Below are 22,504 nucleotides of genomic sequence, written 5' to 3'. Positions count from 1 at the left end.
GGCGACTTCGCCTTACCCGGCCTACAGTATCAGCGAATATTTATTTCGCTTTCGCGGTCTCTTCGCCGACCAGACCAATCTTGAGATAGCCCGCCTGATGCAGCATATCCATCACTTTCATCAGGGTTTCATACTCTACGGTTTTATCCGCGCGGAAGAAAATCGTAGTATCCTTTTTCCCTTCCGTCAGGGCCGTTAGCTCGGCAATCATCGTATCATCCGTCACCGGATCGTTACCAATAAACATGGTGTTATCCGCTTTCACCGACAGATAAACCGGTTTTTCCGGACGCGGCTGTGGCGTACTGGTAGAAGCGGGCAGATTCACCTTGACGTCCACCGTCGCCAGCGGCGCAGCCACCATAAAGATAATCAGCAGAACCAACATGACATCGATAAACGGCGTCACGTTGATTTCATGCATTTCGCCGTTGTCATCCAGGTTCTCGTTAAGACGCATTGCCATGACGCATTACCCTACCCGTAATTTCTGCGCGGCGCGTACCGGCTGCGCACTGGCGCTCGCATTCAGATCAAGATCGCGGCTTTGCAGCAGCAATACCTGCGCCGCCACGTCGCCCAGCGTCGCTTTGTAACTGCCTATCTGACGTGCGAAGATGTTGTAAATGACGACCGCCGGGATCGCGGCTACCAGCCCAATCGCCGTCGCCAGCAGCGCTTCCGCAATACCAGGAGCGACCACCGCCAGGTTGGTGGTCTGCGTTTGCGCAATACCGATGAAGCTATTCATAATGCCCCATACGGTGCCAAACAACCCGACGAAGGGGGAAATGGCGCCGATCGTCGCCAGATAACCGTTGCCTCGTCCCATGTAGCGGCCAACCGCTGCGACGCGACGTTCCAGACGGAAGCCGGTACGTTCTTTAATCCCTTCGTTATCTTCGCTGCCCTGAGAGAGTTCCAGTTCATTCTGCGCTTCATTGATGAGCTGTGCGCTGAGGCTTTTTGCGCTGAAACCTGCCGCAATGTCGGAAGCCTGATCTAAAGAGCGCGCATCGGCTAATTGCAGTTGTTCGCGCTTTAAGCGGCGCTTTTGCGTGAAAAATTCAACGCTTTTACTGAAGAAGATAGCCCAGGTGACGACTGACGCCAGAATCAAACCAATCATCACGCACTTCACGACAATATCGGCGTGCTGATACATGCCCCAGACGGAAAGATCCGTCTGCATCAAATTATTACCCACTCTGTATCTCCAGGACGCAAATCACAAAATCTGAGCATAATAATATCAAAACAACGTCGAATTGATAGTCGTTCTCATTACTATTTACATACTGCCGCACCTTTACTGCTTTTTCTTTGCGCTTACGCATTAAAAAAGCCACCTGTTTTTATTTTGGCAAAATTTTCATCTGTATCACACGTCGCCAGGGTGCAGATGGTTATATTCATGCTAGTTTAGACATCCAGACGGTTAAAATCAGGAAACGCAACATGACGGATAAACAGTTGGATACCAAACTGGTAAACGCAGGACGCAGCAAAAAGTACACGCTTGGCTCAGTGAATAGTGTGATTCAACGCGCTTCTTCACTGGTGTTTGACACCGTCGAGGCCAAAAAACACGCTACCCGCAATCGCGCCAACGGCGAATTATTTTACGGACGCCGGGGAACGCTGACCCACTTTTCGCTCCAGGAAGCCATGTGTGAACTGGAAGGCGGTGCCGGATGCGCGCTCTTCCCGTGCGGCGCGGCGGCGGTCGCCAACACCATTCTGGCATTCGTTGAGCAGGGCGACCACATCCTGATGACCAACACAGCCTATGAACCCAGCCAGGATTTCTGCAGCAAAATTCTCGGCAAACTGGGCGTGACGACAAGCTGGTTCGACCCGCTCATCGGCGCTGATATCACGCAACATATTCAGCCGAACACGAAAGTCGTTTTTCTGGAATCCCCCGGTTCTATTACCATGGAAGTACATGATATTCCGACCATTGTCAGTGCGGTCAGACGCGTCGCGCCAGAAGCCGTCATCATGATTGATAATACCTGGGCGGCTGGCGTTCTGTTCAAAGCTCTGGAGTTCGATATTGATATCTCTATTCAGGCGGGCACTAAGTATCTGATTGGTCATTCTGATGCGATGGTCGGGACTGCCGTTGCAAATGCGCGCTGCTGGGAACAATTGCGGGAAAACGCCTATCTGATGGGGCAAATGCTCGACGCCGACACGGCTTATATGACCAGCCGCGGTCTGCGCACGCTCGGCGTCCGACTGCGCCAGCATCAAGAAAGCAGCCTCAAAATCGCCGCATGGCTGGCGAACCATCCTCAGGTCGCGCGCGTTAATCATCCGGCCCTGCCGGGTAGCAAAGGTCATGCCTTCTGGAAACGAGACTTTACAGGCAGCAGCGGTCTGTTCTCCTTTGTGCTCAATAAAAAGCTGACCGAGGCAGAATTATCAGCCTATCTGGATAACTTTTCGCTGTTCAGTATGGCCTACTCTTGGGGAGGCTACGAATCGCTGATTATTGCTAATCAGCCGGAACAGATCGCCGCGATTCGTCCCGCAGGCGGCGTAGATTTTACCGGTACGCTGGTTCGGGTGCATATTGGTTTAGAGAGTGTTGATGATTTGATCGCTGATTTAGCCGCCGGCTTCGCCAGAATTGTGTAAAGTTGCCGGGGATGGACATATATGCAGACAATTTCCGTGGAAAAGTCTGCGTTTGTTGCGTCCGGGATCAAGGCATCCCGGACGATTCAGGAGTACAATAGGCAGATAAAAGCGTAAATGCTGTTCCACAGGAAAGTTCATGGCTGTCATTCAAGATATTATCGCTGCGCTCTGGCAACATGATTTTGCCGCGCTGGCGAATCCACACGTTGTTAGCGTCGTCTACTTTGTCATGTTCGCCACGCTATTTTTAGAAAACGGTCTGCTGCCAGCATCATTCTTACCTGGCGATAGTCTGCTGCTACTGGCAGGCGCGTTGATCGCCCAGGATGTGATGCATTTTTTGCCGACGATTGGCATTCTCACCGCCGCGGCCAGTCTCGGCTGCTGGCTAAGTTATATCCAGGGACGCTGGCTCGGTAATACGCGTACCGTCAAAGGCTGGCTGGCGCAGCTTCCGGCAAAATATCATCAGCGCGCCACCTGCATGTTTGACCGTCACGGTTTGTTAGCGTTGCTTGCCGGGCGCTTTCTGGCGTTTGTCCGCACGCTGCTGCCAACAATGGCGGGTATTTCCGGCCTGTCCAACCGCCGGTTTCAGTTTTTTAACTGGTTAAGCGGCCTGCTGTGGGTGACTGTCGTGACCAGCTTCGGCTACGCGCTCAGTATGATCCCGTTTGTTAAGCGCCATGAAGACCAGGTAATGACATTTTTAATGATCCTTCCCGTCGCGCTACTGGTCGCCGGGCTGTTAGGTACGCTGGTCGTGGTGATTAAAAAGAAATACTGTAACGCCTGACGTATCCATAATCGGCCAGGATGGCCCGGTTACGCTTCGTTGACCCGTGGCGGGATGCCCCACTTAGCTCCCTTGCATTGTCCGCATTCTTGCCGCATCTTCGCCCGGCGTAACGCCAAAATAACGTTTAAACTCCCGGCTAAACTGCGATGCGCTCTCATAGCCGACCCGCATCGCCGCGGCGCTGGCCTTCATACCATCGTGAATCATCATCATCCGCGCTTTATGCAGTCGGTAGCTTTTTAAATACTGCAACGGCGAGGTGCTGGTGACCGCCTTAAAATTATGGTGAAACGCCGACACGCTCATGTTCGCTTCTGCCGCCAGTTGCTCAACATTCAGGTTCTCGGTGTATTTCATTTCGATCTGTTTAAGTACGCGACTGATCAGGCTAAAGTGCGTCTGGCGACTAACCAGCGCAAGCAGCGCCCCGCCGCGCGGCCCCATCAGCACATGATAAAGAATTTCGCGAATAATCTGTTTTCCCAGAATCCGCGCATCCAGCGGGCGCTCCATCACATCCAGCAATCTTTCCACCGCACATAAAATCTCGTCCGACAGCGTGGCGGAGTTAATCCCACTGGCCGCCATCGGCAACTGGAAACGCTCATCTTCGCCAATGTCCATGAGCAACTCTTGCAGTTGCAGCACATCAATATCGAGCCGAATACCGGCCAGCGGTACCTCCGGCGTCGCCCAGGTCTCGCATTCAAAAGGGAGCGGCACGGTCAGTAAGAGATATTCATTAGCGTCATAACGAAACTTGCGCTTGTTAATATAGCCAATTTTATGGCCGGAAAAGAGAAATATGATGCCAGGCTGATACATGACCGGCGTGCGCGGCCCCGGTTCAACACCATACAACAGACGAATGCCCGCCAGCCGCTCGCTGATTATTTTATCATTATTTTTTAAATGATTAATTTTATCCGCCAACTGTAAGCAAATTGCTTCACGATTCATAATGCGCCATTTTTTCATCAAATCCACTCCGCTGGATTGTGCGCATTTTTAGCGATTTTCTCCAGCATTCTGGAGAAATAGGCAAAACATTGGCAGAAATGTGCATTGAGAGACATCCCTCACAAGACCACAATGATGACCATCAGGCAGACAGCCGCCTGCCCTCTTTTTACCCACATAAGGGAATGAGCAATGAACAATTTCAAATTACATACCCCTACCCGCATTCTGTTTGGTAAAGGCGCTATCGTCGATCTTCGCGATCAAATCCCGCAGGACGCCCGCGTGCTGATTACCTATGGCGGCGGTAGCGTGAAAAAGACCGGCGTACTGGCGCAAGTTCAGGAAGTGTTAAAAGGACTGGATGTTCGGGAGTTTGGCGGTATTGAACCGAACCCGTCCTATGAAACGCTGATGAAGGCCGTGCAGCTTGTGCGCGACGAAAATATTACCTTCCTGCTGGCCGTTGGCGGCGGTTCCGTACTGGACGGCACCAAATTTATCGCCGCAGCGGCGCAGTATACGGACGGCGTCGATCCGTGGCACATTCTGGAAACCGGCGGTACTGAGATTCGTAGCGCAATCCCGATGGGGTCTGTGCTGACCCTACCGGCAACCGGCTCAGAATCGAACGCCGGCGCAGTCATTTCCCGTAAAACCACTGGCGACAAACAGGCCTTCCACTCCTCGTTCGTGCAACCGGTGTTTGCCGTACTGGACCCGGTCTACACCTATACATTGCCGCCGCGCCAGGTTGCGAACGGCGTCGTGGATGCTTTCGTCCATACCGTTGAGCAGTACGTCACTTACCCGGTTAACGGCAAAATTCAGGATCGTTTCGCCGAAGGTATTTTACTCACACTGATCGAAGAAGGTCCCAAAGCGCTGCAAGAGCCTGAAAACTATGACGTCCGCGCTAACGTGATGTGGGCCGCTACTCAGGCGTTAAATGGCCTGATTGGCGCTGGGGTTCCGCAGGACTGGGCGACGCATATGCTGGGCCACGAGCTTACCGCGATGCACGGTCTCGATCATGCCCAGACGCTGGCTATCATTCTGCCTGCGCTATGGAACGAAAAACGAGACGTTAAACGTGCAAAACTCCTGCAATATGCTGAACGTGTATGGAATATCACCGACGGTTCCGACGACGAGCGTATTGATGCCGCCATTGCCGCCACCCGCCGTTTCTTCGAACAGATGGGCGTGCCTACCCACCTGTCCGATTACGGTCTGGATGGCAGCACTATTCCGGCGCTACTGGCTAAACTTGAGGCGCATGGATGCATAAATTTAGGTGAAAATCAGGATATTACGCTGGATGTCAGCCGTCGGATTTATGAAGCGGCGCGCTAAGGTTTTTTCGCCTCTGACTTTCGTTTTTGGCCATTTCGTCCAGACTTAAGTCACTTAGTCTCGCCGGACCCGACTCCGGCGAGCCAATTAAAAGAGGAACACATCATGGCTAATCCAACCATTATCAGGCTACAGGATGGCAACGTAATGCCACAACTTGGGCTGGGAGTCTGGAAAGCAAGCAATGAAGAGGTGATCGCGGCGATTCATAAAGCGCTGGAGGTGGGCTATCGATCGATTGATACCGCCACAGCATATCAGAATGAAGAAGGCGTCGGCAAAGCGCTAAAAGCAGCGAGCGTAGCGCGGGAAGAGCTGTTTATCACCACCAAGTTGTGGAATGACGATCAAAAACGTCCCCGCGAAGCCCTGCAGGAGAGCCTGAAAAAACTGCAGCTTGATTATCTCGATCTCTATCTGATGCACTGGCCCGTACCGGCTATCGATCACTATGTCGACGCCTGGAAAGGCATGATCGCGCTGCAAAAAGAGGGGCTGGTAAAGAGTATCGGGGTCTGTAACTTTCAGATCCATCACCTCCAGCGTCTGATCGATGAAACCGGCGTTACCCCTGTGATCAACCAGATCGAGCTTCACCCCTTGATGCAACAGCGCCAGCTACATGCGTGGAATGCGACGCATAAAATCCAGACCGAGTCCTGGAGCCCGCTGGCGCAGGGCGGCGAAGGCGTATTCGATCAGAAAGTGATTCGCGAACTGGCGGATAAATACGGCAAAACGCCCGCCCAGATTGTTATTCGCTGGCATCTGGACTGCGGGCTGGTCGTCATTCCGAAATCCGTCACCCCTTCCCGTATCGCGGAAAACTTTGCTGTCTGGGATTTCCGTCTCGATAAAGATGAATTAGGCGAGATCGCAAAACTGGATCAAGGAAAACGCCTCGGCCCCGATCCGGATCAGTTCGGCGGTTAAGCCGGATTTATCGCACGCCATGCCCGACGATGTCGTCGGGCTTTTTTGCATTCCGAAACATTAAGAAACAATTACGCGCATTTAACAGTATATTTCCCCCACACACAAGCGCAGAATCATTCTGATTTTATGAATATTTATTCATATTTATTATGAATTTACTTAATGCATATAAAATATTTATGGATGTGTGATTGTGGCGGAAAAAAAATCTCAGGGCGTCAAATGGCTCCCATTCATTCTTATTCTGGTTATCGCCGCCGGACTGTGGCAGCTAACGCCCCCTTCCGGGTTAAGCGCGCCGGCCTGGCATTCCGCGATTATTTTTGTCGCGACGATCGCCTCTATCGTGGCGAAAGTGCTGCCTATTGGCGCGGTCGGTATTATTGGTATCACCGTCTTTGCGCTCGCCTATGCTGCCGGCGACAAAACGGCCAGCGGCGCGATTACCACGGCCTTGAGCGAGCTGAACAGTTCACTGATCTGGCTTATCGTCGTCGCCTTTATGATTGCCCGTGGGTTTATCAAAACCGGGCTGGGTCGGCGTATCGCCCTACAAATGATCCGTCTGTTAGGTAAACGAACGCTGGGTCTGGCTTATGGTCTGGCGTTTGCCGATCTGATCCTCTCCCCCGCGATGCCCAGTAACACCGCGCGCTGCGGCGGCGTGATTTACCCGATCGCCGACTCGCTGGCGCGCAGCTTTGATTCACATCCGGAAGATGAGTCTCGCAGCAAAATCGGCACCTTTCTGATCACCTGTATTGGCAATGTTAACGACGTCACTGCCGCACTGTTTATGACCGGTTATACGGGTAACCTGCTGGCGGTAAAACTGGCGGCGAACGCCGGCGTTACGTTGAGCTGGGGAAGCTGGTTTATCGCCGCGCTCCTGCCTTGCCTGGTCTCTTTTCTTATCGTCCCGCTGCTGGTCTACTGGCTGACGCGTCCGGAAATTAAACATACGCCGGATGCGCCGGATTTGGCGCGCAAAGAGCTGGCGCAAATGGGCAGTATGACGCGCGGCGAGTGGCTGATGCTGGCGACCGTCGGCGTGTTGCTGGTGCTATGGATTTTTGGCAGCTCGCTCGGCGTGGATGCCACGACGGCCTCTTTTGTCGGTCTCTCTATTTTATTACTGAGCGGCGTGCTCACCTGGGAAGACGTTAAAAGCGAAAAAGGCGCCTGGGATACGTTGATTTGGTTTGCCGCGCTGCTGATGATGGCTAACCAGTTGAAGAAACTAGGATTCACCAGTTGGTTTGGCAACCTGATTGGCGACAGCATCGGCAGTACGATGCATGGAACCAGTTGGATAATCATCCTGCTGCTGCTTAACGCAGCCTATTTTTATACCCACTATTTTTTCGCCAGCGGCAACGCGCAAATCGCCGCGCTGTATGCGGTATTTCTGGGTGTCGGTCTGCATCTGAATATACCGGCAGCGCCGATGGCGCTTATGCTGGCGTTTACCAGCAGCCTGTACTGCTCTCTTACGCAGTATACCCACGCACGCGGCCCCATTCTTTTTGGCGCCGGCTATGTACCGACGGGCGTCTGGTGGCGAACGGGATTTATTATCAGCCTCTTTAATCAGGCGGTCTTTTTGACAGTCGGCCTCGCATGGTGGAAAGTGTTAGGGTTGTATTAAACGCTTAACGCATCGATAACCCCCTCGGTTAACGGAGAAATGGAATGACCTGCATTTTCTGTCAAATAGTTGAAGGTAAAGCACCTTGTCATAAAGTTTGGGAAGATGAGCATCACCTGGCTTTTTTGTCGATTTTTCCGAATACCGATGGGTTTACCGTAGTGATCCCGAAAAAACATTACCCCAGCTACGCGTTCGATCTACCGCCGCAGGCGTTAGCGGACCTGATGCTGGCGACCCAAAAAGTGGCTAAGAAACTGGATAAGGCTTTCCCGGATGTCAGTCGTACGGGAATGTTCTTCGAAGGTTTCGGCGTAGACCATGTGCACAGTAAATTAAGCCCCATGCACGGTACTGGCGATTTAGCCCACTGGAAACCGATTGAATCGCGGCAGAATAAATTTTTCGAACAGTATGAAGGATATCTGTCGTCACACGATCATGAACGGGCTGATGATGAAAAACTGGCCGCGCTGGCGGCCAGAATTCGTGAGGCATAAATACGGAGCACTTCTGCCGGATGGTGTTCGGCCTGGGTCGATCTGTGGGCCTGATAAACACAGCGCCATCAGGCAAAATAATCGCTGGATCGCGGCTTCGCCTTATCCAGCCTGACAGGGTACCTGTAAAACCGTTTAACGCCCTGCGCCTTTCCCGCGCTTCTTATTAGCGGCAAGCCCCTGCCGCTGATGTTCCACCGGCGTATGCTTGGTCAACGCCGGGCGCGTGTTGCGGTTCTGGCGACGCGCTTCGCGCATCTCTTCAATGGTCGGCGCAGGCACCAGACACTCACGGCGACCGCCAATCAGGTGCTTTTTGCCCATCGCTTCCAGCGCCTGACGAATCAGCGGCCAGTTCGCCGGATCGTGATAACGCAGCAGCGCCTTATGCAGGCGACGTTGCCTGTCTCCCTTCGGCACCACCACATCTTCACTCTTATAACCAATTTTACCCAGCGGGTTTTTGCCGGTGTAATACATGGTGGTCGAATTCGCCAACGGCGACGGGTAGAAGTTCTGCACCTGATCCAAACGGAAGCGGTGGCGCTTGAGCCACAGCGCCAGATTCACCATATCCTCGTCCCGCGTGCCCGGATGCGCGGAGATAAAATACGGGATCAGATACTGCTCTTTTCCGGCCTGTTTAGAGTAAAGGTCAAATAACTCTTTAAAGCGATCGTAGCTGCCCATCCCCGGCTTCATCATTTTCGACAGCGGCCCTTCTTCAGTATGCTCCGGCGCAATCTTCAGATAGCCGCCCACATGATGGCTCGCCAGCTCTTTAATATAGCGAGGATCTTCTACGGCGATGTCGTAGCGCACGCCGGAAGCAATTAAGATTTTCTTAATCCCTTTCAGCTCACGGGCGCGGCGATAAAGATTGATCGTCGGCGTATGGTCAGTATCCATATGCGGACAGATATCCGGATAGACGCATGACAGGCGACGACAGGTCTGCTCCGCACGCGGCGACTTACAGCGCAGCATATACATGTTCGCGGTAGGACCGCCCAGATCGGAGATCACGCCGGTAAACCCCGGCACCGTGTCGCGGATCGCTTCGATCTCGTTGATAATAGAGTCTTCCGAGCGGCTCTGAATGATGCGCCCTTCATGTTCAGTGATCGAGCAGAAAGAGCAGCCGCCAAAGCAGCCGCGCATGATATTGATCGAAAAGCGGATCATCTCATAGGCCGGAATACGGGCATTGCCGTAAGCCGGGTGCGGCACTCGCTGATACGGCAGCGCAAACACGCTATCCATCTCTTCAGTGGAGAGCGGTATGGCGGGCGGGTTGATCCAGACATAGCGGTCGCCGTGTTTTTGCATCAGCGCCCGCGCGCAGCCAGGGTTAGTTTCGTGATGCAGAATACGCGACGCATGGGCGTACAGCACCTTGTCGCCTTTCACCTTTTCAAAGGATGGCAGCAGGATATAGGTTTTTTCCCACGGCTTCGGACGCGGCGGCTGCACGGTAATCGCCTTGGCTTCTTGCTTTTTCGGCGCGACGGGTTTGTTGTCGGCGCACGGCAGGTCTTCGCCATAGGGATGGGGAATTGGATCGATTTTACCCGGCGTGTCCAGACGAGTGGAGTCGACGCCGCTCCAGCCAGGCAGAGCTTCTTTAACCATAATCGCAGTGTTACGCACGTCGCGAATCTGATCGATGGTTTCGCCCATTGCCAGACGGTGCGCCACTTCCACCAGCGGACGCTCACCGTTGCCAAACATCAGCATGTCGGCTTTGGAATCGACTAACACTGAACGACGCACAGTATCAGACCAGTAGTCGTAATGCGCGGTACGGCGCAGACTGGCCTCAATGCCGCCAAGGATCACCGGGACATCTTTCCACGCTTCTTTGCAACGCTGGGTATAGACCAGCGTGGCGCGGTCCGGGCGTTTGCCCGCGACGTTATCCGGGGTGTAGGCGTCATCGTGGCGCAGCTTACGGTCAGCGGTGTAACGGTTGATCATCGAGTCCATGTTGCCAGCGGTGACGCCGAAGAACAGGTTCGGTTTACCCAGACGCATAAAGTCGTCTTTGCTGTTCCAGTCCGGCTGGGCGATGATCCCCACGCGGAAGCCCTGCGCTTCCAGCATACGACCGCAAATCGCCATGCCGAAGCTCGGATGGTCGACGTAGGCGTCGCCGGTTACCAGAATAATGTCGCAGCTATCCCAGCCAAGTTGATCCATCTCGTCACGTGACATCGGCAAAAACGGCGCCGGCCCAAAGCAGGCGGCCCAGTACTGCGGCCAAGAGAAAAGGTCGCGATCCGGTTGGATCAGGGATGTTGCGCTCATAGTGCTTCCAAAAAATTGGCAAAAAAATAATCAAAGGTCGGGGATTATAAGCTGGAATGGAAGAGAAATCGAATTGATTGGTGAGGCTGCACTCTGTAGCGGGGCCGATTGCCTGCCCCGTCGGTTATCGTACTTATGGACGAGCAGGCATATCTGCTACTTTGATAATAGGATTTTGTTCTTCGAGCAAATTCAACAGTACCGGCGTGACATGATACATAGATTCTGCAATCATGACTTTCCCTCGCAGGGTGATTTTCTTCCCTATAAACCGTTGATAATAATTGTATTTTTCAGGCGGAAGAATGAGCTGGACATAGCGATCCCAGTCAGGTTGGTCCATCATGGCCCCTGCCACACACTGAAGGTTTATTGTTTTTAATTCGAGATCTTTATCCGAGTGTTGGCCTTGATTATCTTCAATGACGTGCTCGCGTTTGACCATCATACCTTCCAGTTCAATCGTGTCACCCTCTTTGTTGCAGGAAGAATCAAAGTTCACATAAGCGAGAACATATTTCCCTTTCTTTTCATCAAACTCAAAAGTGGAATTGTAATAAATACCTAAAGGTTCGCTGTATAAAAAGGAGTAGCGCTTATAGCTCTCGATATCGCGTTGACAGTTTCCGCCGCCATTGATCATTAAGTCTCTGTATTTTTGCCATACTTTTTCTAAATTGATTGGCTGATCTGCACCAGTCGTAAGGTATTCTGCCGTATTGTCCATGACATATTTGATATTATTCGCTTTCAGCGCCTCACAAAAATCGGTTGTGTTCTGAATATACAGCGCCTTTTTACGCTGTGACTCAGGAGAAAGCAGCTCTTTGAGGAGTTTGATATTACGATGCTCTGTCTCGGTAATGAGGTAATCAACGTTCGCATAGCGTGGGCGATACCACGGCTGCTGTCGGAAGTACCGATCCATCTCACCGCCCGGTCTGAAAATATAACCGTGGCGAGCATAAATCTCATTAAGCATAATTTTAAGATCGGCTATCGAGGTTGCGCTGGTTTGCACGCTTCTTACCTGAAGCCAGGTCCGCGAGGCTTCAGGAAATCGGCCTTCCAGCGTGATGTGCTCTATCTGCGGTGCAAAAGCAAGATAGCTGCCGTAATCCAACAGCGTTCCCTTCGTCCCCATGGGAATGAGTCCTTTTCTTTTAGGCGTCACGAGAAAATCGATACAGCGCGTATGCTCACTTCCAGTAATCACCGAATGGTCATTCTCTTGTTCAAAAAACTGGATGTCACACCACGGCGCGCCACTCATCATAGAAAAATCGTCAGGAACAACGCGCTGCCATTTTCGAACGTCGGGCAACTCAGCGTAAAACCCGAGCCACTCATCTGCAGTGGCGGTATAATCATCGTTTTCGCTGCCATAAAAGGGTTCGCGACTGTCACCGAAAAAGGTAAAGTCATTAAGCGTGTAGTCTGTGACCTTGCCCTGAAAATAGATTTTTTTATTTTCGATCTCAGGGCGGAATTTTAGTTCCGCATTAGCTGAGAAGATAAACAGGCACATAAATATAAATAAAAAACATTTTTTCATTATTTACCACTCCCTGTATCTCTCTTAATAATCAATGTAATTTTAATTATCAGAGCACGGCATATCAGTCTAAATCGGCGCACTGCTGTGCTAATTTTATACGCACATTGGTACGCCGCGTATCTTCTGGTGGATACACCTTATCGATCATTGCGTTAAGCTTGTTACAGTCCAACCAGGCCATCCGGTAGGCAGTCATCAGGCTATGCCTTTCATCCTGGTAATCAAGGCTGGCTACAATAAGGGCTTCCGACAACGCCGTATGTTGCTGTTGCATACTTTGCAGTATCCCCGCCAGAATATCCGGCGGCAGCGCGTCCTCTTTCGAGGCTGTATGCAATGTGCGTGAAATCAGGAAATTCCAGCCGTCCGTCAACTTATCCTGAGGGATGTGCTGCCAGTTCAGCATCTGCCCTTTCACCAACGCACGCAGCGTCTCGCCATCCGCATCAATAAACAGCGACGCCAGCAGATTTTTATTCGGATAGACCGACTGCCCCAGCACCTGCGGCGTCAGTTTTATCTGGGCAAGCAGCGCTTTAGTTTGCCCCTGCAACAAGAAATAATATGCGCGATACAGCGGATTTTGCGCTTCACGCCGCTGCCAGAAAAAGGCCAGTGTCTCTTTATCCTGAAGCTGTATCACCCCCGAATAGGCTTCATCGGTGAGGAGATCGGGCATGACCCGTAACAGAATGTCGGCCATCTCAAAAAAAGTCTGGCGAAATCCCTCAGGTTTAAAACGGGGCGTGGGGAGATACTCCAACGGATTTTGCCGCCGTACGATGGTGCGATTTGCCTGCGCCTGCGGGGAGTCGCCCGTGAGCTGCTCGCTAAAAATACGCACCGCAGTGATATTGCCACTCTCAAAAGCAGCAAAAAATGGCGCATTGACGAAATAGCCATCTTCCCGCGAGAACCTAAAAGGCGATGCCACACGTGCAGTCAGATCGCGCAAGTTTTTTTCTGATATGCCTGGCGCTTTTACCGCCTGAACCAGTGTCTGTTCCAACATACTGTTATCATGGATGCTCTCTAACTGACGCAGGTCGCCAGACTGAACCTGCCTGAGCAACTGCGCAATATTTTGCTGTTGCCATTGATGGCTAATAGCACGCCACAGCTCCGGCATCACCGGGCACAGTACCCCAATGAACACAATATGACACAGTAGCCATGCGGGCCACGGCTTGCGCAGCCAGGTTCCCACCAGCAGCGCGGGCAGCAAGCCCGCCCAACTCAGAATCGGCAACAGGAGCATCAACATCCATACCGTGCCTGTTTGGCTCAACAACTGGGTGTACTGCAACGTGAGTAACAGCAATACCACGAATGCCCACTGTGGTAGTAATACCCACAGCAAAATCTGTCGGCAGCGTTTTTTGGAAAACATCAGGATCAGTAGTGATGCCACCGCAGCGGCATACCCCCACGGCAGAATACAAAACGTCAGCAGTTCAGAGCCAAGCCATCGATTAATATAATCCATTTACTATTCCTTTAGTCACTTCGCGACTGGACACAGCGCATTCAGCCTTTGTCGCGTATCGTTTAGTGCTTGTTCGCTCCCCGCTACTGAGGCATTCAACACCTCACGCAATTGCCCACAGGAAAGCCCAGCCTGTAAAAAAGCGGCAGGAAACGTCGGTGTCCAGGGAAGATAGTGGGCGATTTGCTCGTTGGATAACGCTTTCTGTGCTTGCATCGCCTTAATGATCTGTATCAGCAATGCGTTCTCTAACGCTCCACCACGCAGTCGCAATATGGCCTGATGCAGAGGCTCATTATTTCCGTCTTCCATTGCTCGTTTCCAGTCCACTACGTTTGCATCAATAAGCGACTGAATCATTACCAGATCGCCATTGCTCAGTATGAAAGTGAGCAGGTTTTCACGATCCCACCTCTCAATCGGCGGTGTGATCAATATTTCTGGATTATGGGTTACCTCGCTTATTAGCGGTTCCGTTTTGGCTAACAACACCATCGCTTCGAGCCTGCGCAGAGGAATAGTGGGAGGATGTTTCTGCCAAAAATAAGCAACCAACTCGGTGTTACGTTGGATAATGGGATAAATATAGACAGCGTCATTCAACAGTTCTGGCATAATATTCAGCAATATCTGACTAATTTCTAGTCTGTACTGCTCGCGATACGGTGATATATAGTCAGATTTATAAAGCGTCAGCAGTGGATTTTCTTTACGAGCAACAATATTGCGATTCTCTCTGGCGGAAGATGTCTCGCCCACCAGTTGCTGGCTAAAAAAGCGTACTATCGGTACGTTATGTTGGCGAAGAGCGGTAGCAAATGGCGTATAAAGAAATTCGGCGTTCGGGATCGCCGCTTCAGGGCAAGATTCTGCCGCTGTCAAAAATGGCGAAATACCTCGTATTTTAGCCAGATAACGCAATAAATTTTCCGGTGTATCGCGGTGTTCTGCAGCCAGCGTCAAAACACTTGCCAATTGATAACAAGATGCATCCTGCAAAACCTGAACATCCCCCTTCGCGCGCTCAAACAGTCGGGTAATTTTATAGTTATCCCAGTCTTCACCAATGTGGTGCCATAATCGCGGGCCGTCCATCACATAAACGAAAACGAACAAAAAAATAGTATGGGACACGATAGTTCCCAGTATAAAAAATGGAGACTCTCGACTAGAAAAAATAGCAATTATTATCGAGGGCAGCAATCCTGATATCAATAAATATACGATATAAATATCTTTTGAATCAATCCAGAATAATCCTCCCCACACTACACAGACAACGCTCACCTGCGGAAGAACAACACGCAAGAAAACCCGCCGATAGCGCAAAGAATCAAATGCGCCGACAATTAACCTCAATAATACAACGCCATAAATACCCCACGCGCTCATCAATATTACTGAATCCCACATCATCCACGCAAATGATTCACCCATAAAGTATCCTTACTTTCCATGCTCATTACTGAGTTCAAATTCCTCGTTCCTATTTTCCGATAACACAGCGAGCTAAACGCACTAATAACTATAGTGAATACAATGATTGTATATATTGCCCGGCACGGAGGATATTATCATCAACAACAAACTCCATCCGTTTCCCAAATTCATTATTGCCCGCTATTTTTTCTGATGATAAAACACATCAAATTCAAACTGCCATGAGAAAGGTTCCGGTTTGTTGCTATTATCAAAGGCAACGGCTTGTGCATACAGTTCGTCCGTCAATAATTCCGGCACGACGCTAATCAAACTGGTACAAATATCTCGCGCCAAAAGTTGTTGTTGCAGAAAAGTTTATTCATCAGCCGTACTATCATTAAAAACACGATTCAGTAGGTCCAATAATGGATTGTTTTGTAAGAGCTGATGCCGATATTGCTTTGCCTGTACAGAATCGCCAATAAACCAGGAGGCAAACGTCCCAACAGCAGAACGATTAAGCCGGTCGATGGCCAAAACCAACCAAATTTTTTCAGTTCCGCCCGCAATATCAAAAGGGGAAATGCGTTTTGCGAGATGCTCAATCCGCCTATTCGTCCCCCAATCCCCTGCGTTTTGCGGCTGCATGGCTTGCGACATCAAATGATTTAAAAAAACGCGGTCATCAGTCGTATCGATTTTTCGTAACAGCGTTTCTTCCGCCACCTGCTGTGCCTGATAGGCATCGCGCCGATGATGCCTATCGAGAATATCCCCCATGTGCGCCAACAACAGCAGCAATACGACCACATGGCACCCGGCCCAAAGGTGGTGTGGTTGGCGTAATCGGTGGCTAAACAGTAGCGCCAACAATAAACTAAGCCCCAGCATCCACCCTGCACTAATCGGAAAGAAAAGCGTTTCATCATCCGCAGCAAACCATAGCAAAAGAACCAGCGCAATCTATGGCAAAGCAATCCACAGCAACACGCGACGAGGCGTTTGGAACAAAAAAGCCAGGCAAATAACAACGAAGAGCAGAATAAGATAGCCGCCTGCAGTAAACATCCAGAACGTCAGCAGCCGTCATCCCTCTTCATTGATTCTCATCGAATATCCCTGGTTCGCCTTTACGACGCCGGATTCACCAGCATTTGCCCAATCGAGCCGCGATCAGCCATTTCCAGCGTCTGGCTGTTGAAATAGAACGGGAAGTGCGGCCAGGACGGCTGACCGTAGTAGACCAGCAATTCGACTTGCCCATCCACCCAGACGGTATCTTTCCAGCCTCTATCTTCCGGGAACGGCATAGCGCCGTTGACGTTACGAATCAGGAAAGAGACGCCCTCAATATGGAACGACTGCGGCATATCGGCGCGTACCGTCCAGCGCTCCCAGGTGCCTTGTTGGGCGGTAATATCAATGCGATTCACATCCCACAGTTGGCCGTTAATCCCCGGATCGTCGCCAAGACTGATGTCCCGACTGCGGACAGGCGCGCCGCTCATGATCTCCGTCGGCAACAGACGCATCGGCAGATTATCGGTCACCAGCGGCAGCAATCCGGTTGGCCGTAACGTCAGCACCAGGGTCGAAACCAGAATACTGGAAGGCTCAAAGAAACCGCGAATCCGATCGACTATGCTGGCCGCTTCCCCGCAGGTGATCGAGACTTCGTCGCCGTTGGTCATATCAACCAGGATTTCACGTCGCTCGCCGGGCGCCAGTGACAACTGTTTGACGGAAACCGGCGCAGGTAAAAAGCCCTGATCGCCTGAAATCACATGCAGCGCCCGGCCATCGCTCATCTGAAGCTGATAGCGCCGCGAGTTCGAGGCGTTCAACAACCGTAACCGCACCCAGCCGCGGGACACTTCGACATAGGGGCTTTGCGCGCCGTTCACCAGCAGCGTATCGCCGACAAAACCACCGCTGCCCGGTTCGCTGTACTCCGGCGTCCCAAAGTTATCCAGCCGTTTATCCTGGATAATGACGGGAAAATCATCCACGCCGTAATGGTTCGGAATGGGCAGCGTTTTACTGATGTCGTCTTCGACCAGCCACATTCCGGCCAGGCCGTTATACACCTGCTGCGCGGTGCGGTTAGGCGTGTTAGCATGATACCACAGCGTCGCGGCGCTCTGACGAATCGGCAACACCGGCGCCCAGTCCGCGTTCGGCGACATCATACGCGCCGGGCCACCCATCAGCGGCCCCGGCACCAGTAAACCAGCAACCGTCATGGAGACATTTTCCGCCAGGCGGTTGCTATAGATGAGTTTAACGTCATCGCCTTTCCAGACGCGGATTGTCGGCCCCAGATAACGACCGTTCACTCCCCAGACCGGCGCGCGCGTGCCTTGCGTAAAGGACCAGTGCGCTCGCTGTAGCGTCATAAACAACGGCTGCCCGCGACGGGACTCCAGCAACGGCGGAACAGGCAACGGCTGTTGCTGACCGGCAGCATTCGCCCTGAGGGGAATCGCGCCTGCACATAGTGCGATTCCCGATGCCTGAAGAAACTGACGCCGACTGAATGACATATAAGCTCCATGTAAAACAGGCTAAAGAGTTGTGCCTGAAAAAATGATTTCTACAATAACAGAGTAAAGCTGCTTAAACCTTACCGGTCGCTTCACGTTCCGCAACCTCTTTATCAAGTTCCGCGATTTTTTGCTCCATTAACGCACGGCAGTGGGCCGCCAGCTCGCGAACCTGATCTTTACCATATTCGCTGACGTCGACTGGCGGCAGCATTTCCACAATAACCAGTCCGTTGTTCAGGCGGTTTAGATTGACTTTGTTAGAGGTGTTGGAAACGCAGACAGGAATGATCGGCACACCAGCCGCGATAGCCGCATGAAACGCGCCGGTTTTAAACGGCAGCAGACCGCGTCCCCGGCTACGCGTACCTTCAGGGAACATCCAGATAGAAATACGGCGCTTTTTAAAATGGTTAACTACTGCCGCAATGGTGCTATGCGCTTTGGCGCGGTTATTACGGTCAATCAACAGATTACCGGTCAGCCAGTACAGTTGCCCAAAAAACGGGATCCAAAGCAGGCTTTTTTTCCCCACCGTCACCGTTGGCGGCTGCACAATATTCGCCGCCGTGACCATATCATAATTATTCTGATGGTTAGCAATATAGATAGCATTGCCATAGTTTTCCGCGTCGGCGGGTTTGCGGCACTCCACTTTCAGGCCAAACAGCGGGGCCAGACGGCCGAACATATGTCCAAACGTCGCCACGTGTTTTGGGTTACGTGGGCTGAAAAGGCAGTAAATAGAACCGAAAACACAGACCAGAATGGAGTAAATAACGGTAACAATAAGACGAAAAATATATAGCATAACAACCTCTGAAGGCCTAAGAGCCCGGCATTCTACGTCACCTGAAATTCAGGTTAGGATTTTGGTAAGTGTGGCTCTCTGGAAAAACGTATTGTTAATCGCAATGCACGAATAAACAACGGTTTTACGGGAAATTTTAATGTTAATCCGATCTGAAACCGTAGGCCGGATAAGACGCTACTGCGTCGTCATCCGGCAACGGCAGATCGCCGGATGGCGGCTTAAATGCCTTGTCCGGCTTACGGGTGCCCCTGTCTTACTCTTCGCTGTCGCCATGACTTACGCGATGCGGCGAATCAATCTCAATGCGATCGATACGCTGCAGGCCGCGCATTAATGTGCCACGGCGTCCGCGTTCGCCGACCACCTTCTGTAACTCTTCAGGGCGCAGTTTGATTTTGCGCTTCCCGACATGGATAGTCAGAGTGCTTTGTGGCGGCAGCACGTACAGGTGCGCCAGTCCATCATCGCCTTTCGCCGCTTCCGCAGAGGGGATATTAATGATCTTATTCCCTTTGCCTTTCGACAGCTGCGGCAGAGAGTCTACCGGGAACATCAACATCCGTCCGGCCTGGGTAATCGCCAGCAGCATATCGTGCTCGTCTTCAATCACCAGCGGCGGCATGACGTGCGAATTTTCCGGCAGTGTAATCAACGCCTTACCGGCACGGTTACGGGCAACCAGATCGTTAAACGTACAAACGAAGCCGTAGCCCGCATCCGACGCCATCAGCAGTTTCTGGTCATCGCCTTCCATCAGCATATGCTCTACGGTCGCCCCCGGCGGCAGCGTGAGTTTGCCGGTCAGCGGCTCGCCCTGCCCACGCGCCGACGGAAGCGTAATGGGATCAATAGCATAGCTGCGCCCGGTGGTATCAATAAACACCACCGGTTGATTACTCTTACCTTTCACCGCGGCTTTAAAGCTGTCGCCCGCTTTATAGTTAAGCCCCGGCGCATCAATATCATGACCTTTGGCGCTGCGCACCCAGCCCATCTGCGACAGCACGATAGTCACCGGTTCGGACGGCAGCATGTCGTGTTCGCTCATCGCTTTAGCTTCTTCGCGCTCACGCAGCGGAGAACGGCGATCGTCGCCATAGGCATCGGAATCTGCCTGTAGCTCTTTTTTCAGCAAGGTATTCATTTTGCGTTCGGACGCGAGAATGCCCTGCAACTGGTCACGCTCTTTTTCCAGCTCGTCCTGCTCGCCGCGAATTTTCATCTCTTCCAGTTTGGCGAGATGGCGCAGTTTCAGTTCGAGAATCGCTTCCGCCTGGGTTTCGCTGATGCCGAAACGCGACATCAGCGCGGGTTTCGGCTCATCCTCGTTACGGATAATCTCAATCACTTCGTCGATGTTGAGAAACGCCACCAGCAAACCTTCGAGGATATGCAGGCGCTTAAGCACTTTCTCCAGACGATAGTTCAGACGACGGCGCACCGTGTCGCGGCGGAACGCCAGCCACTCGGTGAGGATCTCCAGCAGGTTTTTCACCGCCGGACGACCATCCAGACCGATCATGTTCAGGTTAATACGGTAGCTTTTTTCCAGATCGGTGGTGGCGAACAGATGGTTCATCACCTGCTCCATATCCACACGGTTGGAGCGCGGGACAATCACTAAACGCGTCGGGTTTTCGTGATCCGATTCATCGCGCAGGTCGTCCACCATCGGCAGTTTTTTATTGCGCATCTGCGCAGCAATCTGCTCCAGCACTTTCGCGCCAGAGACCTGATGCGGCAGCGCGGAAATTACCACAGCGCCGTCTTCTTTGGTCCATACCGCGCGCATACGCACGGAGCCCCGCCCGTTTTCGTAAATTTTACGAATTTCCGCACGTGGGGTAATGATCTCCGCTTCGGTCGGGTAATCCGGCCCCTGGACGATATCCAGCAACTGATCCAGCGTCGTTTTCGGCTGCTCAATCAGCGTAATCGCCGCTTTCGCCACTTCGCGCAGGTTGTGCGGCGGGATATCTGTTGCCATGCCCACCGCTATACCGGTGGTGCCGTTCAGCAGGATGTTCGGCAGACGCGCCGGTAACATTTTCGGTTCCTGCATCGTGCCGTCGAAGTTTGGCACCCAGTCCGCCGTCCCCTGGCCGAGTTCGCTTAACAGCAGCTCGGCATATTTGGACAGGCGAGATTCGGTATAACGCATTGCCGCGAATGACTTCGGATCATCCGGCGCGCCCCAGTTTCCCTGGCCATCGACCAGCGGGTAACGGTAAGAGAACGGCTGCGCCATCAGCACCATGGCTTCATAGCAGGCTCTGTCGCCGTGCGGATGATACTTACCCAGTACGTCACCGACGGTACGGGCGGATTTTTTAAATTTAGCGCTGGCGTTCAGCCCCAGCTCTGACATCGCATAGACGATGCGGCGCTGTACCGGCTTCAGGCCGTCGCCAATAAACGGCAACGCACGATCCATGATCACGTACATGGAGTAGTTTAAGTAGGCGTTTTCCGTAAATTCATGTAGCGCAAGGCGCTCTGCCATATCGCTCATTAACAGGGGATCCTCAATCTGCATGCTGACCGTTCGGACGGCAATATTGCCGCAGATAATACCCTATCTCACGGTCTGAGTCACAAACCGTGAGCCAGGTGACGAGGAAGTTAACGAAGCGGCAGATAGATATCCGTCAGCAGCTCATGTTCCGCCACCTCATGGACGAAATTCAGGTACTGGAAGAAGACCGGAAAATCGCGCAGCGTCTCGCCGCTGGCCGGTAGCCATTCGCGGAATAAATACCACACGCTCTCCGGGAGGCTGTCGAGCGATCCCTGATGGCGTACCACCGCGCAGCGCCCGCCAGGAATCTCGCTATTCACCACGCCAACGTCATTTTCGGCTATCGGCTGGTGGACGCTGCCGCAGATATCAAAGCGGAATTGATCCGGCGGCGTCGTCTGCGGGTCGTGCCAGGCAATACCAAAAGTTTGACTGCTGGCAATCGGCGACTGCCCCGTTTCGCGCCGCCATGCAATAAATTTCGCCGCGCTGGCGTTGACCTTATCCGGATGCCCCAGATGCGTCAGCATCGCGACGCGGGTAGGTGGAAATTCAACGATTTTTACGTCCATGACATGCTGCTCCTGTAACGCAAGTTTAGGAACGCGCTGGTGCCAGGCCAGCCAGTCCGGCGATTGCCGAAACCGGCGCGGGCTTTGACCAAACGCGGTTTTGAAAGCACGTGTGAACGACTCCGGATTCTGAAACCCGGCATCCAGCGCGATATCGATAACTTTATCCTGCGGGTTAAACGCCAGCCGCCATGACGCCCGGCGCAAACGCAACCACTGGATATAGCGATAGAGCGGAAGCCCGCTCCAGGTGGTAAACTGCCGGTGAAAATGAAACGGCGAGCTGTGCGCCATCCGGCTTAACGCCTCAATCGACAGAGGCTCATCCAGATGACGCTCAATGTGGTCGCAAACGCGCCGCAGACGTTCGGAATAAGCCGCGCTGATCAGGTCATTCATCACTGCCTCCTTGTGGCCTATTCTGCCCACCGGGCGG

The 22,504-nt window shown here is 52.4% G+C and carries 17 protein-coding genes and 1 pseudogene; 6 read left to right on the top strand and 12 right to left on the bottom strand.

Annotated features, from left to right (window positions below):
- Positions 1–40: 40 nt before the first annotated feature.
- Both exbD and exbB read right to left on the bottom strand, forming a co-directional pair.
- The gene (gene exbD, locus HU143_RS03800; RefSeq protein ID WP_001251476.1) at positions 41–466 is read right to left on the bottom strand and encodes a TonB system transport protein ExbD; all 426 of its coding nucleotides are present in this window, start codon (positions 464–466) and stop codon (positions 41–43) included.
- Positions 467–472: 6 nt separating this feature from the next.
- Positions 473–1,207: a tol-pal system-associated acyl-CoA thioesterase gene (exbB, locus tag HU143_RS03795; protein ID WP_000527859.1), complete on the bottom strand. Its 735-nt coding sequence runs from the start codon at positions 1,205–1,207 to the stop codon at positions 473–475.
- A gap of 251 nt (positions 1,208–1,458) precedes the next feature.
- On the opposite strand from exbB, the gene metC reads away from it, so the two are divergent.
- Entirely contained in the window at positions 1,459–2,646 is a 1,188-nt protein-coding gene (gene metC, locus HU143_RS03790) for a cystathionine beta-lyase (protein WP_000130270.1), read from the top strand.
- Between the two features lie 139 nt (positions 2,647–2,785).
- On the top strand, positions 2,786–3,445 hold the full coding sequence (gene yghB / locus HU143_RS03785) for a DedA family general envelope maintenance protein YghB (protein ID WP_000268441.1): 660 nt from the start codon (positions 2,786–2,788) through the stop codon (positions 3,443–3,445).
- A 63-nt stretch (positions 3,446–3,508) separates the two neighbouring features.
- On the opposite strand, the gene HU143_RS03780 is transcribed toward yghB, so the two are convergent.
- Entirely contained in the window at positions 3,509–4,408 is a 900-nt protein-coding gene (locus HU143_RS03780) for an AraC family transcriptional regulator (protein ID WP_001078198.1), read from the bottom strand.
- Between the two features lie 192 nt (positions 4,409–4,600).
- On the opposite strand from HU143_RS03780, the gene yqhD reads away from it, so the two are divergent.
- From yqhD to HU143_RS03760, 4 genes and pseudogenes are all read left to right on the top strand, one after another.
- Positions 4,601–5,764 carry an alcohol dehydrogenase gene (gene yqhD / locus HU143_RS03775; protein ID WP_023226562.1) on the top strand — a complete coding sequence of 388 codons (1,164 nt, stop codon included), beginning with the start codon at positions 4,601–4,603 and terminating at the stop codon, positions 5,762–5,764.
- A gap of 105 nt (positions 5,765–5,869) precedes the next feature.
- Positions 5,870–6,697, top strand: coding sequence for a 2,5-didehydrogluconate reductase DkgA (dkgA, locus tag HU143_RS03770; RefSeq protein ID WP_000013100.1), 828 nt, complete (start codon positions 5,870–5,872; stop codon positions 6,695–6,697).
- A 165-nt stretch (positions 6,698–6,862) separates the two neighbouring features.
- Positions 6,863–8,348 (top strand): annotated as a pseudogene (locus tag HU143_RS03765) (DASS family sodium-coupled anion symporter).
- A 44-nt stretch (positions 8,349–8,392) separates the two neighbouring features.
- Positions 8,393–8,848 (top strand): HIT family protein, encoded by a 456-nt coding sequence (locus HU143_RS03760; RefSeq protein ID WP_000128238.1) that lies wholly within the window; start codon positions 8,393–8,395, stop codon positions 8,846–8,848.
- A gap of 135 nt (positions 8,849–8,983) precedes the next feature.
- Here HU143_RS03760 and HU143_RS03755 read toward each other — a convergent pair whose 3' ends face one another.
- The 9 genes from HU143_RS03755 to HU143_RS03715 form a co-directional block, all read right to left on the bottom strand.
- The gene (locus HU143_RS03755; protein WP_023226563.1) at positions 8,984–11,155 is read right to left on the bottom strand and encodes a YgiQ family radical SAM protein; all 2,172 of its coding nucleotides are present in this window, start codon (positions 11,153–11,155) and stop codon (positions 8,984–8,986) included.
- Between the two features lie 133 nt (positions 11,156–11,288).
- Entirely contained in the window at positions 11,289–12,710 is a 1,422-nt protein-coding gene (locus tag HU143_RS03750; protein ID WP_023226564.1) for a DUF4459 domain-containing protein, read from the bottom strand.
- A gap of 64 nt (positions 12,711–12,774) precedes the next feature.
- Positions 12,775–14,199 carry a hypothetical protein gene (locus HU143_RS03745; protein ID WP_051129146.1) on the bottom strand — a complete coding sequence of 475 codons (1,425 nt, stop codon included), beginning with the start codon at positions 14,197–14,199 and terminating at the stop codon, positions 12,775–12,777.
- A gap of 15 nt (positions 14,200–14,214) precedes the next feature.
- Positions 14,215–15,120, bottom strand: a complete 906-nt coding sequence (locus HU143_RS24745) for a hypothetical protein (RefSeq protein WP_306291951.1) — start codon at positions 15,118–15,120, stop codon at positions 14,215–14,217.
- Positions 15,121–15,996: 876 nt separating this feature from the next.
- Positions 15,997–16,569 (bottom strand): hypothetical protein, encoded by a 573-nt coding sequence (locus HU143_RS03735; protein ID WP_129406982.1) that lies wholly within the window; start codon positions 16,567–16,569, stop codon positions 15,997–15,999.
- 182 nt (positions 16,570–16,751) lie between these two features.
- Positions 16,752–18,164, bottom strand: coding sequence for a cell division protein FtsP (gene ftsP, locus HU143_RS03730; protein ID WP_000010658.1), 1,413 nt, complete (start codon positions 18,162–18,164; stop codon positions 16,752–16,754).
- A gap of 73 nt (positions 18,165–18,237) precedes the next feature.
- Complete coding sequence (gene plsC, locus HU143_RS03725; RefSeq protein ID WP_000965730.1) at positions 18,238–18,975, bottom strand: 1-acylglycerol-3-phosphate O-acyltransferase; 738 nt, start codon at positions 18,973–18,975, stop codon at positions 18,238–18,240.
- A 256-nt stretch (positions 18,976–19,231) separates the two neighbouring features.
- Entirely contained in the window at positions 19,232–21,490 is a 2,259-nt protein-coding gene (gene parC / locus HU143_RS03720) for a DNA topoisomerase IV subunit A (protein ID WP_080229775.1), read from the bottom strand.
- A gap of 110 nt (positions 21,491–21,600) precedes the next feature.
- A complete protein-coding gene (locus HU143_RS03715; RefSeq protein ID WP_000998790.1) occupies positions 21,601–22,467 on the bottom strand; it encodes an AraC family transcriptional regulator in 867 nt (288 codons plus the stop codon).
- Between the last annotated feature and the right edge of the window lie 37 nt (positions 22,468–22,504).

The sequence above is a fragment of the Salmonella sp. SJTUF14076 genome (assembly GCF_015534835.1).
Taxonomy (GTDB): Bacteria; Pseudomonadota; Gammaproteobacteria; order Enterobacterales; family Enterobacteriaceae; genus Salmonella; species Salmonella enterica.
This window is presented reverse-complemented; position numbering and strand designations above follow the sequence as displayed.

Bases quoted from the DNA above. Each gene is read 5' to 3' on its own strand.
- yghB (WP_000268441.1), top strand. From the start codon at position 2,786: ATGGCTGTCATTCAAGATATTATCGCTGCGCTCTGGCAACATGATTTT.
- exbD (WP_001251476.1), bottom strand. From the start codon at position 466: ATGGCAATGCGTCTTAACGAGAACCTGGATGACAACGGCGAAATGCAT.
- HU143_RS03715 (WP_000998790.1), bottom strand. From the start codon at position 22,467: ATGAATGACCTGATCAGCGCGGCTTATTCCGAACGTCTGCGGCGCGTT.
- plsC (WP_000965730.1), bottom strand. From the start codon at position 18,975: ATGCTATATATTTTTCGTCTTATTGTTACCGTTATTTACTCCATTCTG.
- HU143_RS03760 (WP_000128238.1), top strand. From the start codon at position 8,393: ATGACCTGCATTTTCTGTCAAATAGTTGAAGGTAAAGCACCTTGTCAT.
- HU143_RS03780 (WP_001078198.1), bottom strand. From the start codon at position 4,408: ATGAATCGTGAAGCAATTTGCTTACAGTTGGCGGATAAAATTAATCAT.
- dkgA (WP_000013100.1), top strand. From the start codon at position 5,870: ATGGCTAATCCAACCATTATCAGGCTACAGGATGGCAACGTAATGCCA.
- HU143_RS03745 (WP_051129146.1), bottom strand. From the start codon at position 14,199: ATGGATTATATTAATCGATGGCTTGGCTCTGAACTGCTGACGTTTTGT.
- ftsP (WP_000010658.1), bottom strand. From the start codon at position 18,164: ATGTCATTCAGTCGGCGTCAGTTTCTTCAGGCATCGGGAATCGCACTA.
- yqhD (WP_023226562.1), top strand. From the start codon at position 4,601: ATGAACAATTTCAAATTACATACCCCTACCCGCATTCTGTTTGGTAAA.
- metC (WP_000130270.1), top strand. From the start codon at position 1,459: ATGACGGATAAACAGTTGGATACCAAACTGGTAAACGCAGGACGCAGC.
- HU143_RS03750 (WP_023226564.1), bottom strand. From the start codon at position 12,710: ATGAAAAAATGTTTTTTATTTATATTTATGTGCCTGTTTATCTTCTCA.
- parC (WP_080229775.1), bottom strand. From the start codon at position 21,490: ATGAGCGATATGGCAGAGCGCCTTGCGCTACATGAATTTACGGAAAAC.
- HU143_RS03755 (WP_023226563.1), bottom strand. From the start codon at position 11,155: ATGAGCGCAACATCCCTGATCCAACCGGATCGCGACCTTTTCTCTTGG.